We start from the raw sequence: 13,966 nt of genomic DNA on the forward strand, positions 1-13,966 counted from the left end.
AATTACTCCTTTGCAGAAACTACACAGACCCAGCCGTCTTTATCGATAATATCTTTTATTTTAAAACCTGTATGCTTAAGAGCTTCTTTAACGTCTTCCAATCTTTCGTCTATTATTCCGGAAGCGATAAAGATACCGCCTTTCGATAAAATATCCATGATAAAAGGAGAAAGCGCTATAATAACATCGGCTACAATATTGACTACTGCTAAATTAAATGTCTTTCCCTTTATTTCGTCAATGAGATTTTTATCTTTAAGAACATTTCCCTGCCGAATAAGATAGCGGTCCATATCAATATTATTTTTAAGGGCATTTTCTGAAACGACTTCTTTTACGTTAAGCTCCATATCGGCAGCATAGGCAGATTTTCCTCCAAGCATCAGGCCTATGATGGAAAGTATGCCTGTTCCGCAGCCTAAATCGACGATTTCGGAATTTGCATCTACATATTTTTCAAGCTGTTCTATACAAAGCCTTGTGGTCTGATGAAGGCCTGTTCCAAAAAGATTACCGGGGTTAATATGTAATACCTTTTCGCCTTCTTTCGGCTCATATTTTTCCCAGTCGGGCTTAATTACTATTTTCTCGCCTATTTTAAAGGGTTTGTAGTATTTTTTCCAATTATCTATCCAGTCCTCTTCGGATACATTTTTGCTTTCCACATAAAGCCTTCCAAGGTCAAAAGGCACGTCCATAGCAAGCAAATTCTGAATCCCCGATTTTATATTTGCAAGAACCTCAAAGCCCTCAGGCGTTTTAGGAAGGTAAAATACTACATAAACCTCGCCTTTTTCCTTATTGGAAAGCTCCTCATCAACATAATCCCAGTGGAAGGGGTTTTCCTCTATAAAATTAAGCATTTCCTCATCGTCTTGTATCTGCATGCCGTTTACGCCATTTTCCATTAAAAGGGCACAGACGGCCTCTGTTCCTTCCGATGAGGTATAAATATAAGTTTCTATCCAATCCATAAAATTCTCCTAAGGTTTATCTAAAAATACAGTACATAAAAATCCTACTACCACAAAGGCCGTACCCAATACTAAAATTAAAGGCGTATTTCCGGCAAAACTTAAGGTATTTAAGTTTTTAACAACGCCGTCTCCTGCAAGGGTAACCACAGCGGCAAGCACTACGCCGGCAACACCGTAATATACCTGTGCTTCAAAGTGCTTTAAAAGATAGCCCATTATTTTGGCTATGAAAACAAAACCGCCTATTGCGCCTATTAAAAACGGCAATACAAGAAGAACCGTAAAAAAGGACTCCTGTGCCATTGCCATATTGCCCTTAATTAAATAAGAAACAAGGTCAAGACAAGTACCTACGGCATTATAAACGGTTCCATACTGGTTTATTACCATCAGCATAACGCTTCCGCTTACCCCGGGGATAGCCATTAAGGATACGGAAAATACACCTGCAAATACCATAGTAAAAAAGTCCCCTGGGCTATTAAGCCTCTCAATTGCTATATAAGACGTACTGCCGCCTGTGTTTCCAAGGGCCGTAATATATAATATTGCTATGAAAGAGCCTACAGTTATAAGCAAATAAAGGGGATTGAACTTTATAAGGTTTATCTTTTTAAGCACCAAAGGTACTGAGCCTGCCACAAGACCTATAAAAAACAAATAGGACCATACGGGATATTCCTGGCATACCCAAAGTATTGCCTTTGTTGAAGCAAGTATTCCGACAACCGCACCTACGGCAATCGGCATAAGAAATTTAACGGAACTTTTAAAATCCTTTGATATATTGTTTACCGCTTCAAGTATTCCTTCGTAAAGGCCTACGACAACTGCAAATATACTGCCTGAAAGACCGGGTATTACAAGGGCTATACCTATAAAAAAGCCCTTGATTGCATTTACTAAATTCATTGAAAAGCTCCCAACTATATCGTATTTGTAAATAAACCTAAATTTTCAGAGCTTCAAAAAATATATAAAGCATTATATTGTCAATTTATTTTTATTCCGGCTGTGCAAATACCGCTCAGTATAAAATAGAATAAAAGTAAATTGACAAGAGCTTTTTTAAGTGCTCCGGCTGTATATTTAAGTTTATTTACCATACCCGTTAATGAAAAATAAAGCTTCCCAAAGGCAATAGAGTCAATTCTACTGCCCCCGGATTCATTTTAGCAATTATGCCGAATAAAATTCTGTAAATACCCTTTCAACATAATCATTATCTTTAATAGCCCCAAGCTCTCTTACAGAATGCATACCGAATATAGGCGTTCCTATATCAACAACGTCTATGCAGAGATTTGCCGCAATAAACTTGGCTATGGTAGAGCCGCCTAATACATCGGAACGATTGGCATATTTTTGTAAAGGAACGCCTGCCTTCTCACAGCATTGGGCAAAAACAGAAGCGGAATAAGCCGTCGTTATGTATTTTTGCTTAGCAGAGTATTTAAGGACAGGGCCTTTTCCTAATACAGGGCGGTTGGTAGGGTCATGTTTATCAAGATAATTCGGGTGTACGCCATGAGCAAGGTCACTGCTTAATGCTAAGGAAAAAGTCAATGCTCTGTAAAAATCCTCTTCACTTCCTGAAAGGGCGATATTTATTCTTTTAAGAATATTCAGCACAAACATAGAGTCTGCCCCTTGGGCCGTCTGGCTGCCTATTTCCTCATGGTCTATGCATACGAGAACCTGGGTTGCTTTATTTTCGGAGGAAGCCAAAAGACCTTTAAGCCCTGCATGAACCATCCAAAGGTCGTCAAGCCTCGGTGAAGACATAAATTCTTCATTAAGCCCTATTATTTTCCCTTTTTCATATTCATAGAGGAAAAGTTCAAAATCTATAATATCCTCTTCACTCTTTCCAAGCTCTTTGCTTAAAAGCTCAAGAAGATAGTTTTTCTCCTCTAATTGATTTTCAATAAGGGCAAGAAGAGGCAAAGTATCCACCTGAGGATTGATTTTATAGCCGTCGTTCACTTCTCTGTTAAAATGAATTGCTAAATTAGGTATTACCATTAACGGGCGGTTGATATTAATAATACGTTCTTCAGGCTTAAAAATATTACCGTTTTTCAAAACAACTTTTCCGGCAAGGGCAAGGGGCCTGTCAAACCAACTTGAAAGGATGGGTCCGCCGTAAACTTCTGTATTCAGTTTAACATAGGTTTTTTCAGCAATAATTTGATTAACGGGCTTTATTTTAAAGCAGGGACTGTCTGTATGGGCACCTATAATTCTAAAGCCGTCTTCTTTAAGGCTTCCTGTTCCGGCCTTAAAGGCAATAAGGGCGGATTGCCCTGAAACAGTATAATATTTTCCGCCTTTTTCTATATTCCATTCCTGTGAAGGGTTAAGCTCTTTATAATCTGCTTCTTCAAGCCTTTTTTTCAGGCTTTCAACAGCATGATATGATGTAGGACTCTCATAAATAAAATCAATAAGCTCTTGCGCTTTTATTTTTAAATTATCCATTTTATCCTCCTAAATAAGTATTTATAATAAATAGTCGTTTCATTTTACGGTCTGTACCGCACACCTATACATTATAACACTGTTAAATACTATATTCCATATATATACTTATTAAACTTTACAGTAGGTTTTTTGCTTTAAAATTTAATAAGTTTTACTGAAATTTATAATAAATAAGCTTAAAAATGAAGTTTATTTATTATAAAGACCCTTATAAGCAATCTGGGAGCATCCTAAGATTTTAATATAATTTTAAATATTTATTTTTGTTATATCTTGCTAACATTCCTTTATTATGGTATACTATGTGTCAGTGTTAGTAAATGCTAACTCAATTGCCCTTATTTCATTTTAATATTAGGGGAGTGATTTTATTACTGCTAAAATTTTATATTCCGTAGAAAACGATAGGCTTAATAAGCTTATAAGGTCTCTTTTTTACATAACGGCTTCTACGAGAGAGGGTATTACACCCTCGGTAATATACAATATTATAAGCTTCGAAGATATAAACTTATGGAACGAAAACAAGGACTTCATTTTAGAAGACCTTGATATCTCCTTTAAAATTCTAAAGGAAGAAGAAAAAATACTAACGCTCCTCTTCTATAAAAAGAGTTTATTGGAAAAGAAGCTTAATAATAAAAGAATACAAAAGTTTTTAATTCATATTGGGTATCCTAAAGATGTTTCTTTAGAAGAATATCTGAATCATCTTTCAAAAAGATATAATGTTTATGATTTTCCCCATGAAATCGGCCTTTTTCTCGGTTATCCTCTGAAAGACGTGTATGGTTTTATAGAAAACAAGGGGAAAAATTATATTGCCTGTAAGTATTGGAAAGTATATCACAATAAAAACCATGCTTTAAGGGTGTTTGATGAAATAGATAAAGCCAAAGAAAACGCAATGCGTACACTAACATTGGCTTTAATATAACGTGAGTTCGGCGAAGCCGAACCCCTTGGTGAAGGCCAGCGAACTTTTCACATTATGAGTATAAAACTTTAAGCATACCTTTAGGTGTATGCATTGCAGTGTTTTTCTGCAAATTGTACGAATAGTTTCATAAGTTTGATGGAATAAAAATTTCATCGAGCTCTCATTAATATAAATTTCAAGAAAGAGGGTTTAATAATGAATATATCTATTATTTACTGGAGCGGCACCGGAAACACTGAAAAAATGGCAGAATGCATAGCTGAAGGCGCAAAATCAGCAGGCGCAAGCGTATCTCTTAAAAATGTTTCAGAGGCAAGTACAGAAGACGTATTAAATGCCGACGTAGCAATATTAGGCTGTCCTTCAATGGGAAGCGAAGTTCTTGAAGAAAGCGAATTTGAGCCTTTCATGGAAAGCCTTGACAGCAAGATTTCCGGTAAAAAAATAGGTCTTTTCGGTTCCTACGGCTGGGGAGACGGTGAATGGATGAGAGATTGGGCAGAAAGAGTAAAAAATAACGGTGCGACTCTCCTTGAAGAACCTCTTATTATAAATGAAATGCCCGATGCAAAGGGAGAAGCTCTTTGCAAAGAATTGGGAGAAAAATTAGCTAAATAATTTTTATTTCCGCTATATAGAATAGCCTTACGGCCATTTTACTTTTATATAGGAAAAAGAATATATAATTCCACAATGTATTTCTTTCAAAAAGGAATCGATATATCGGTTCCTTTTTTTAGATATTATTCCATAAGGGCGGTATTTGCAGCATTGTATAATTTTTCAGCCGCCTGCTTAGCACCGATTTATCCTTTGTCAAAATCCTTCATAACCTCATCGCCTCCGGGAGAGGGAGTTATATAGGGATAACCTCATGGGCGTTTCGGCATAAGCATTAAGCTTATCCTTAATAGAATCAATAATTTCCTTTTCTCTTTCGTCAAGCTCTCTTTTTAAGCTTGAAACAAATAATTTTTTAAATGCTTCGTCAATAAGCATATTGTTAACATGTTTGTTTAAAGACATAGAAGTAAATCTATGGTCAAAGTTCCTTTTTTATATTCTGGATTTGTAGCGTTCACATTGTTATCAGAGTTTTTTGAACCACATGCCTGCTCTTTAAGTAAAGTACTTTTTTGTATTAATAAAAGAGCAGATGAAAAACCTCTGCTCTTAATCTACTAAAGTATTTATTTTATTTAAAATATCTATCTAATAAACCCTTAAATACCATACCGTGCCTAGCTTCATCCTTGCACATTTCATGCACAGTATCATGAATGGCATCGTAATTAAGCTGTTTCGCCTTTGTGGCGATTTCTTTTTTGCCTGCTGTAGCGCCGTGCTCTGCAATAAGTCGCATTTCAAGATTTTTCTTTGTAGATACGTCTACCACTTCTCCTAAAAGCTCTGCAAATTTAGCAGCATGCTCTGCTTCTTCCCACGCTATTCTTTTATATGCTTCGGCAACCTCAGGATAACCTTCCCTATCTGCCTGACGGCTCATAGCAAGATACATACCAACTTCTGTGCATTCACCCATGAAATTCTGACGAAGCCCCTCAACGATTTCAGGATCACAGCCCTGTGCTACACCAATTCTATGTTCGTCGGCAAACACAAGCTCTCCTGTCATCTCGCTGAATTTACTTTTAGGCGCTCCGCACTGCGGGCATTTTTCAGCTGATTCCTCGCCTTCATGTACATAACCGCAAATTGCACAAACAAATTTTTTCATCAATCTTCCCCCATTTATTATGTATAATATTTATCAACAGATAATAATTATACCACCGTAAACACAAAAGTCAAGGCTAACATATTTTAGAGTTCTAGGGTAAAAAATACTGTTTTTTATTTATATAATTTAGTCACAGTAACAAAAACCGTATATATTCAGTGAATCTGAAAATGCTTGCAGTGAAGCTAGATGAATGTTCCCTTAATATTTTCAGCTTTGTTGACTACAAATGACTTAATATAAGTGCTTCTTTTATATTTAAGCCGTTTACGGAAATAGGTTTTTCTTACTACCGTAAAGAAAAATAAAAAGGCCAAATAATATAATATTATTTGGCTGAATTAAATTTAGCGCATATTTTTTATTACTTTAAGCCTTGTAAATTCATCTCTTTCTCTTTCTTCGAGCGTATCTTGAATGGTTTTAACAAGGTTTTCATATCTGGGAATGGTTATATTCTTTAACGCATTGGCTCTTTTTTGAGTCTTTTTAATGCTTACGGCAAGCCGGTAGGCTGCATTCTCAACCATAGAAAGCTTAACTGTAAGTTCCTTTACTCTTTTAAACTTAATATAAGCCTCATCAAGAGCAGCTGTAGTATTGCCAAAGCCGAAGCTTGGGGTCTCATCAGGATTGTCCTCATAAGTAACCATTGGAATTTCTACTCCCATGATACTTCTATTTCTTACGTTAATGCTTCCTTCAAGAGGAATACCATAACTGAATCGCTCAACTCTTGAGATACCCATGCTGATATTTGCACTTTGAAGTGCTTTATAGGCTTCTGTAAAAATTGTATCGATTTCATACTGTATTTGATTGGCCTTTTCATTAAGCTCCATTATTTCACGAATAAGGACGTTGCGCTTTTTATCCATAAGCTCATAGCCCTGTTTTGAAAGGCGCAAGGTATTTTTTGCGGCAATTAAATTGCCCTTTGTAGGAAATGTATTTGTCTGCATAAAATCACCTTTCCTTACTTGTCCTCTTCGTCTTTTTGCTTGCCATGAGGAACATAATATTTATCAAGATATTCCGTACGTACTCTGTCAAGCTCTACTTTAGGAAGATAACCTAGTATCTCCCAGCCAAGATTAATTGTTTCCATAATGGACCTGTTTTCATAAGGGCCTTGATTTAAATATCTGGCCTCGAAAATTTTACCAAATTCCATATATGCCTTATCAAGGCTTGAAAGCTCATCTTCACCAATAACAGAAGCAAGGGCTCTTACATCATTTACATGAGCATAAGATGAGAATATCTGGTTTGCAAGGTCCGGGTGGTCTTCTCTTGTATACCCTTCACCGATACCATCTTTCATAAGTCTCGAAAGAGAAGGAAGTACATTCACAGGAGGGTTTATGCCCTTCTGGTAAAGGCTTCTTTCAAGAACAATCTGGCCTTCCGTAATATAGCCTGTAAGGTCTGGGACAGGATGGGTAATGTCATCATTAGGCATAGTAAGAATGGGAACCTGCGTGACGGAGCCCTTGGAGCCTGCCACGATACCTGCCCTTTCATATAATGAAGCAAGCTCTGAATAAAGATAGCCGGGATAGCCTTTACGGCTTGGTATCTCGCCCTTTGAAGAAGAAATTTCTCTAAGAGCCTCAGCATATGAGGTCATATCCGTCAAAACTACGAGAACGTTCATATCCTTTTCATAAGCGAGATATTCTGCAACTGTAAGGGCAGCTCTTGGGGTTATAATTCTTTCAACAACGGGGTCATTGGCAAGATTCAGAAACATTACCGCTCTGCCTATGGCTCCGGAATTTTCAAATTCTCTTCTGAAAAAGTCTGCAACGTCATGCTTTACGCCCATGGCGGCAAAAACGATGGCAAACTTTTCATCGTTTCCCTCCCCCAAAGATGCTTGCCGTACAATCTGAGCCGCAAGCTGGTCGTGAGGAAGACCGTTTCCTGAAAATATGGGAAGCTTCTGGCCTCTGATTAATGTAGCAAGTCCATCTATGGAAGAAACCCCTGTTTGAATGAAGTTTCTCGGGTATACTCTGGATACGGGATTAATAGGCTTACCGTTTACATCGGCATATTTTTCGGGATATATTTCCCCAAGGCCGTCTATAGGCCTTCCAGCGCCGTCAAATATTCTTCCAAGGATTTCTTCAGAAAGTCTTATTTCCATAGGCTTACCTGTAAATACGGCAGATGTATTTGAAAGAGAAAAATCGTCCGTTCCTTCAAAAACCTGAACCACGGCCTTATTACCGTCGATTTCAAGAACACGGCCTGTTTTCTGCTTTCCGCCTATTTTAAATTTAACTAATTCTTCATATCCTATGCCCTCTATATTTTCCAGAACAACAAAGGAGCCGTTAATTTCCGATAAACCCAAATATTCTATTTGCATTTAAGCTCCCCCTTAGTAATTTTTATAAACATGGTCATAAAATTCGTCTATTTCTTTAAAATACCCGTCAAGCTTCTCCGGTTCGTCGTTTCCTACATTATATTTTATGGAAATAACTTTTTCAAATATAGGCTCCTTAATTAAAACGCTCATAGGGATGTTCATATCAATCAAAAGCTTTGACTTCTTATAAAGATAAAGGATAATTTCCATCATTTTCATCTGCTTTTGGAATGGAACATAAGTATCAAAAACATGATAGGCATTCTGCTGAACAAATCCGAGCCTTACAACCTTGGCAATTTCCAAAACAAGCTTCTGACTGTCTGGAAGAACGTCGGAGCCGATTAATTTAACGATTTCCATAAGCTCTGATTCTTCGTTCAGAAGCTTTATGATTTCTTTTCTATGGTCTATAAAATATTCGCTTACGTTTTCTTCATACCATGGGGTTAAGTCTGTTAAATATTCACTGTAAGATGTAAGCCACTGGATTGCCGGAAAATGTCTTGCATAAGCGAGGCTTTTATCCAAAGTCCAAAAAGTTCTTACAAAACGCTTTGTGTTTTGAGTAACGGGCTCGGAAAAATCGCCGCCCTGAGGTGATACGGCGCCGATAATGCTTACGGAACCTGAGGTTTCATTTAAATTTTCAAAGCTTCCGGCCCTTTCATAAAAACCTGCAAGTCTTGAAGCAAGATACGCAGGGAAACCTTCTTCCGCCGGCATTTCTTCAAGACGGCCCGAAAGCTCTCTTAAAGCTTCTGCCCAACGGCTTGTAGAGTCCGCCATAATAGCAACGTCATATCCCATATCCCTATAGTATTCCGCAATGGTGATACCTGTATAAATACTTGCTTCACGGGCGGCAACAGGCATATTTGACGTATTTGCAATTAAAACGGTTCTGTCCATAAGAGGGTTGCCGCTTTTCGGGTCTTTAAGGCCTGAAAAGTCCTCAAGAACCTGTGTCATTTCATTTCCGCGCTCGCCGCAGCCGATATAAACGATAATGTCGGCATCGCTCCATTTTGCAAGCTGATGCTGAGTCATGGTTTTTCCCGTTCCGAATCCTCCGGGAATAGCGGCAGTTCCGCCTTTAGCAATAGGGAAAAGAGTATCGATTACCCTTTGACCTGTAATCAAGGGCCTTGAAACCTGAAGCCTTCTGTTTACGGGCCTTGGTATTCTTATGGGCCATCTTTGGGTCATAGTAATTTCTCTTTTATTGCCGTTTACATCTTCCAATACTATAAGAGGCGTATTGATTGTATATTCTCCGTCAGGCACAACGGCTATAGCCTTGCCTGAAACATCGGGAGGAATCATAATTTTATTGGTAATAAGGCTTGTTTCTTTGACCTCTGCAATAATATCTCCGGGCTTTAAAATATCTCCTGATTTTACGAGTATCTTTGTATCCCAAAGCTTCTCCGTGTCAAGGCTTTCAACATCTACGCCCCTTGATATGAAAGAACCTGATTTTTCTTCCAGAACTTTTAAAGGGCGCTCTATTCCGTCAAAAATATTACTTATAATTCCCGGGGCAAGGGTTACGGAAAGAGGCTCTCCTGAGCTTAATACTTCCTCTCCGCCTTTTAACCCCGTAGTTTGTTCAAACACCTGTATTATGGTCCTATCTTTATCTATACGGATAACTTCTCCAATAAGCCTTTCTTCGCCCACCATAACAGTTTCTCCCATTACAAAGCCTGTATAATCCTTAACCGTTATTATGGATGAATTAACGCCGTATATAGTTCCTGATTTTACCATCGTTAAACCCTCCTTATACTTCTGATGTATAGTGAATTAACTTAAAATCAAATAAAAGTTATTCCACAAATAATTCTTTAAGGTTCGATGCTTGTAAATGGGTTAAACTTTTCTTTTTCTGCATTAAGCTTAGTTAAAAAACTGTTATCTATGACAATGTTTTTCCTGTTTGAATAAGCTTTAAATCCGCCTATGAAGTTTTCTTCCGATTCTTTGTAGGATAAATTAGCGTTAAGCTTTGCATTGATCTCGGGAGCAAGCTTCATATCTTCTTTAATTAAATAAATGATACTATCAGGGTCCGTATCCATTACGCTTTTTATATTTTCAGCCAAATAAGAGATGTATTCAGGAGTGCTGCGATATTGATAAAGCTCGGTTTGTACTCTTGAAAATACGCTTTCAATAATATCCCGTCTTTTTGCCATAAGCTTTTTCTTAGATTCGCTTTCATAAACTATTAATTCTTTGTTTTCCTGCATCTCAACCTTATAGGCTTCGGCTTTTGTTTTCTTATCCCATACGGCTTTTGCTTCGTTAACCTTTTCTCTATAGCCTATTTTAATCTTTTCTTCTATCTCTTTTAATATCTTTATGCGCTGTTCTTCCGCTTCCTTCTCAACAATTTTTCCGAAAGCTTCTATCTTTTCCTTTACATTCATACCTATCACCTATTTTATAGTTTAACACCTATGGCTTTTCTTATATATTCAGAAATAAAATCAGCATTTCTTCCCGTTCCGTGCCTATCGGGAATAATAACTACTAAGGGGAGCTTCCGCGTAAGCTTAATTTCGTCAATCATATCAGGAAACTGGCCTGCAAGCTTCTCATTAATAAGCAAGATACCGATATCCTTCTGATTCATGACTTTATTTATCTCTTCTTTAAGCCCCTCTTTTTCATGTACGACAACGCCGTCTACGCCTACAAGCCGCATGCCTGTTCTCGTATCAACATTATCGCTGATTAAAAACATTCTCATTTATTATCACACCCTGCCAAGGATAGTAAAGGAAATCAAAAGACCATAAATAGCGATACCTTCTGCCAAAGCAACGAATATAAGAGCCTTACCCATGATTTTCTCATTTTCGGATAACGCACCTAAAGCGGCGGCGGCGGCCTGACCTGTTGCAATACCTGTGCCTATGGTACAAAGGCCTGTAACCAAAGCCGCAGCTAAATATGCCATTCCCTGAACGCTTGATGCTGCTGTAGCTGTAGTTTCAGCTGCAAGTGCGCTTGTTGAAAACATATATACAGTAGAAAAAACAAGTATACCGAAGAAAGAAATTACATTTGTTAAAAGAGACATTTTAAAATTAGATTGTTCTCTTTTTCCTATAAAATAAGCTCCGAAAGGAATTGTTATGCTTAAAATCAAAAGTACAAATAAAATTTTAACAACCATACTATTCTCTCCTTATTAATCAATGTGTATTATCAGTAGTTTCCGAAGATGGGAAAACCAATGGATATTTTGTCAGCAAACGTCAATTTGAAAAAAACTGAAATAGTATGCCTCTTTCCTGCAGCACTCAGGTTCAAAGGCAGAACTAAGGTTTTGGCGCAGAACATCAAAACAGCACGGTATACTTTAAGGATTGGAACCAGAAAAAAACCGGTCTGGATTAAAATATTGTAAACAGTAACTTTAATCTTATGGTATTTTACAAAGCAAAAACTCTTTTTTCGACGATAAAGTCACGTTCTTACGACAAAACAGACTGGAGTTTGGCATTTTCAGAAACACCCTAAATATTATTTTTTGAAGTTGCTTTAAATTCTCTTCCGCCGCCTTCATAATATCTGCTGAAAAGTTCATAGAATTCAATTCTTAATACCTGAATTCCAACAACAAGGCCTTCCATACCCATAACCAGGATATTGCCTAAAATCATTACAAAAAGGTTATAATTCCCAGCGCCATTTTCAGCCATTAAAAGCACTACGCTCATCATTCCCGCATGGCTTAAAGCGAAGGCCCCTACCCTTACAAAAGAAACTGTATTTGTAAAATAAGTAAGGAGAACCTCAAAAAGCTCAATTACCGTTTCAAGAAGGAACATAGGCCCACTGCCGTGGGCAGACTCCCTTTTTTTCTTTTTAAGAAAATCTCCGATAGGCTCTCTAAAGGCGATAAGTATCAGGGGTATTACTATAAATAATACAATAAGCCATGTAGCTATTGTTGTTGCCCCTCTTACAAAGGAAATTACAATTCCGATAACTGCGCCGTAAAAAATCAGCCCTGTAAGGCCATTTGGCCCTAAAAGAAGCCTCGGCAGGTCTTTTTCTTTTATAGCATTAATCATATTAAATATCATAGCTATAAAAATAAGTCCAACGCCCAAGCCAACAGCTATTACGAGTATGTCCATCATATTTTCAAAAGGCCGCATCCATAGCGCAGGAATCAGATGTTCTATTCCGAATACGCTTCCGTACATAAGGCCGAAAAACATAGAGCTTAGACCGATAAGCCCCATAATTGCCCCAAGTTCAAGTTTTTTGCTCTTATAAAGGTAAAGGCCTAAAAGGCTTAATACTGCACCCTGCCCTAAATCGCCAAACATCATTCCAAAAAGGAAAAAATATGTTATTGCTACAAAAGGCGTAGGGTCCATTTCCGTATATTTAGGCACGCCATATGTTCTTACAAAAAATTCAAAGGGTTTAAACAAGCTGAAATTTGCAAGTTTTGTAGGGGGGATAGAGCGAACCGAGCCGGCCTCGTCTTCTATTATAAATATTACTTTCCTGTCATCATTTAAAACTTCTGATAATTTATTTGCCTGCTTTTCAGGCATCCATCCTACAAAAATATAAAAACCGTTGTGCATTTTAGCAGCGTATTTTCTTATTTCATAGTTTTGGAAAAGGTCTTTAATCGTACAATAAGCATCTATAATGTCCTGCTTATTAATACCCAGAGCAAAAATGGTCTCGCCCTGCTGCTTTGATATTTCCTCTTTTAGTTGCTTTATCTTTGCAGAAAGCATTTCATAAGCTCCATAGGGGGTAGCATTGATTTCCATATTCTCAATTTCAAAAGGAATATGAGTCCTCTCAAAATTAAGAGAAGATAAAAGCGTGTCTATTCTATCCTTAGAGGTAATAGGAACAAAATAAGCTCCGTAAATATGATTTTCTGTTCTTTTGCCCTCGACAAATAAAATATCCTTTTGGGAATATACATAGGATTCAAACTGTTTAAAATTTCCGATGGGCATTCTGCCAAATCTATATTTAATGAATCGAAAATCCCTTAGATTATTTATGTTGAAATCCATTTCCTTAAAAGGCTCAAGGTCCTCCTGAAGTATGGAAAGCTTTTCGGTTCTTTGTTCAAGCTCTTTAAGGCTTTCATCTCTTTTATCAAAAAACTCTGAGACCTTATTGAGAATTTCAAGCGCTGCTTCCTTTTCCATGCTTTTAGCAGCGTGATCTTTCTCCATGCCTATGATGTTTGCAAATTTCTCTGCCTTTTCCAAATACTTTGAATAGGGGTTTTGTTCATAACAAGGCTCAAGCCTTGAAGTATTTACAACTTCTTTTAAGGTATATTCCAATTGTATTTCATAATTGGAAATATAGTTTTCAATTACTCTGTCAATATCGTTCATGCCGCCCATAATGTTAACGTATTTCATTTTTTCTATCAACTT

At 37.3% G+C, this 13,966-nt stretch carries 14 protein-coding genes; 2 read left to right on the forward strand and 12 right to left on the reverse strand.

Going from position 1 to position 13,966, the window contains the following annotated elements:
- Window positions 1–2 precede the first annotated feature (2 nt).
- From prmA to NBX03_RS09345, 3 genes are all read right to left on the reverse strand, one after another.
- Window positions 3–974 (reverse strand): 50S ribosomal protein L11 methyltransferase, encoded by a 972-nt coding sequence (gene prmA, locus NBX03_RS09335; protein ID WP_250227513.1) that lies wholly within the window; start codon window positions 972–974, stop codon window positions 3–5.
- Window positions 975–983: 9 nt separating this feature from the next.
- Window positions 984–1,889, reverse strand: coding sequence for a DUF368 domain-containing protein (locus NBX03_RS09340; RefSeq protein ID WP_250227514.1), 906 nt, complete (start codon window positions 1,887–1,889; stop codon window positions 984–986).
- Between the two features lie 267 nt (window positions 1,890–2,156).
- Window positions 2,157–3,458, reverse strand: a complete 1,302-nt coding sequence (locus tag NBX03_RS09345) for a M18 family aminopeptidase (protein ID WP_250227515.1) — start codon at window positions 3,456–3,458, stop codon at window positions 2,157–2,159.
- A gap of 442 nt (window positions 3,459–3,900) precedes the next feature.
- Here NBX03_RS09345 and NBX03_RS09350 point away from each other — a divergent pair, with 442 nt between their 5' ends.
- Both NBX03_RS09350 and NBX03_RS09355 read left to right on the forward strand, forming a co-directional pair.
- Window positions 3,901–4,398, forward strand: a complete 498-nt coding sequence (locus NBX03_RS09350) for a DUF3793 family protein (RefSeq protein WP_323373281.1) — start codon at window positions 3,901–3,903, stop codon at window positions 4,396–4,398.
- A 198-nt stretch (window positions 4,399–4,596) separates the two neighbouring features.
- Window positions 4,597–5,019: a flavodoxin gene (locus NBX03_RS09355; RefSeq protein WP_330638320.1), complete on the forward strand. Its 423-nt coding sequence runs from the start codon at window positions 4,597–4,599 to the stop codon at window positions 5,017–5,019.
- 216 nt (window positions 5,020–5,235) lie between these two features.
- Here the strand turns inward: NBX03_RS09355 and NBX03_RS09360 are convergent, their stop codons facing one another.
- The 9 genes from NBX03_RS09360 to NBX03_RS09400 form a co-directional block, all read right to left on the reverse strand.
- On the reverse strand, window positions 5,236–5,427 hold the full coding sequence (locus NBX03_RS09360) for a hypothetical protein (protein WP_250227516.1): 192 nt from the start codon (window positions 5,425–5,427) through the stop codon (window positions 5,236–5,238).
- A gap of 169 nt (window positions 5,428–5,596) precedes the next feature.
- Entirely contained in the window at window positions 5,597–6,139 is a 543-nt protein-coding gene (locus NBX03_RS09365; RefSeq protein WP_250227517.1) for an NADH peroxidase, read from the reverse strand.
- Window positions 6,140–6,489: 350 nt separating this feature from the next.
- On the reverse strand, window positions 6,490–7,104 hold the full coding sequence (locus NBX03_RS09370; protein ID WP_250227518.1) for a V-type ATP synthase subunit D: 615 nt from the start codon (window positions 7,102–7,104) through the stop codon (window positions 6,490–6,492).
- Between the two features lie 14 nt (window positions 7,105–7,118).
- Window positions 7,119–8,519: a V-type ATP synthase subunit B gene (locus NBX03_RS09375; RefSeq protein WP_250227519.1), complete on the reverse strand. Its 1,401-nt coding sequence runs from the start codon at window positions 8,517–8,519 to the stop codon at window positions 7,119–7,121.
- A 12-nt stretch (window positions 8,520–8,531) separates the two neighbouring features.
- The gene (locus tag NBX03_RS09380) at window positions 8,532–10,295 is read right to left on the reverse strand and encodes a V-type ATP synthase subunit A (RefSeq protein WP_250227520.1); all 1,764 of its coding nucleotides are present in this window, start codon (window positions 10,293–10,295) and stop codon (window positions 8,532–8,534) included.
- A 77-nt stretch (window positions 10,296–10,372) separates the two neighbouring features.
- Window positions 10,373–10,957 carry a V-type ATP synthase subunit E gene (locus tag NBX03_RS09385; protein ID WP_250227521.1) on the reverse strand — a complete coding sequence of 195 codons (585 nt, stop codon included), beginning with the start codon at window positions 10,955–10,957 and terminating at the stop codon, window positions 10,373–10,375.
- 14 nt (window positions 10,958–10,971) lie between these two features.
- Window positions 10,972–11,280: a V-type ATP synthase subunit F gene (locus NBX03_RS09390; RefSeq protein ID WP_250227522.1), complete on the reverse strand. Its 309-nt coding sequence runs from the start codon at window positions 11,278–11,280 to the stop codon at window positions 10,972–10,974.
- A 6-nt stretch (window positions 11,281–11,286) separates the two neighbouring features.
- Window positions 11,287–11,709: an ATP synthase subunit C gene (locus NBX03_RS09395; RefSeq protein ID WP_250227523.1), complete on the reverse strand. Its 423-nt coding sequence runs from the start codon at window positions 11,707–11,709 to the stop codon at window positions 11,287–11,289.
- Between the two features lie 343 nt (window positions 11,710–12,052).
- Complete coding sequence (locus tag NBX03_RS09400) at window positions 12,053–13,963, reverse strand: V-type ATP synthase subunit I (protein WP_250227524.1); 1,911 nt, start codon at window positions 13,961–13,963, stop codon at window positions 12,053–12,055.
- Window positions 13,964–13,966 lie beyond the last annotated feature (3 nt).

The sequence above is a fragment of the Anaeropeptidivorans aminofermentans genome (assembly GCF_940670685.1).
In the GTDB taxonomy this organism is placed as follows: domain Bacteria; phylum Bacillota; class Clostridia; order Lachnospirales; family UBA5962; genus Anaeropeptidivorans; species Anaeropeptidivorans aminofermentans.

Bases quoted from the DNA above. Each gene is read 5' to 3' on its own strand.
- prmA (WP_250227513.1), bottom strand. From the start codon at position 974: ATGGATTGGATAGAAACTTATATTTATACCTCATCGGAAGGAACAGAG.
- NBX03_RS09340 (WP_250227514.1), bottom strand. From the start codon at position 1,889: ATGAATTTAGTAAATGCAATCAAGGGCTTTTTTATAGGTATAGCCCTT.
- NBX03_RS09345 (WP_250227515.1), bottom strand. From the start codon at position 3,458: ATGGATAATTTAAAAATAAAAGCGCAAGAGCTTATTGATTTTATTTAT.
- NBX03_RS09355 (WP_330638320.1), top strand. From the start codon at position 4,597: ATGAATATATCTATTATTTACTGGAGCGGCACCGGAAACACTGAAAAA.
- NBX03_RS09360 (WP_250227516.1), bottom strand. From the start codon at position 5,427: ATGTCTTTAAACAAACATGTTAACAATATGCTTATTGACGAAGCATTT.
- NBX03_RS09365 (WP_250227517.1), bottom strand. From the start codon at position 6,139: ATGAAAAAATTTGTTTGTGCAATTTGCGGTTATGTACATGAAGGCGAG.
- NBX03_RS09370 (WP_250227518.1), bottom strand. From the start codon at position 7,104: ATGCAGACAAATACATTTCCTACAAAGGGCAATTTAATTGCCGCAAAA.
- NBX03_RS09375 (WP_250227519.1), bottom strand. From the start codon at position 8,519: ATGCAAATAGAATATTTGGGTTTATCGGAAATTAACGGCTCCTTTGTT.
- NBX03_RS09380 (WP_250227520.1), bottom strand. From the start codon at position 10,295: ATGGTAAAATCAGGAACTATATACGGCGTTAATTCATCCATAATAACG.
- NBX03_RS09385 (WP_250227521.1), bottom strand. From the start codon at position 10,957: ATGAATGTAAAGGAAAAGATAGAAGCTTTCGGAAAAATTGTTGAGAAG.
- NBX03_RS09390 (WP_250227522.1), bottom strand. From the start codon at position 11,280: ATGAGAATGTTTTTAATCAGCGATAATGTTGATACGAGAACAGGCATG.
- NBX03_RS09395 (WP_250227523.1), bottom strand. From the start codon at position 11,709: ATGGTTGTTAAAATTTTATTTGTACTTTTGATTTTAAGCATAACAATT.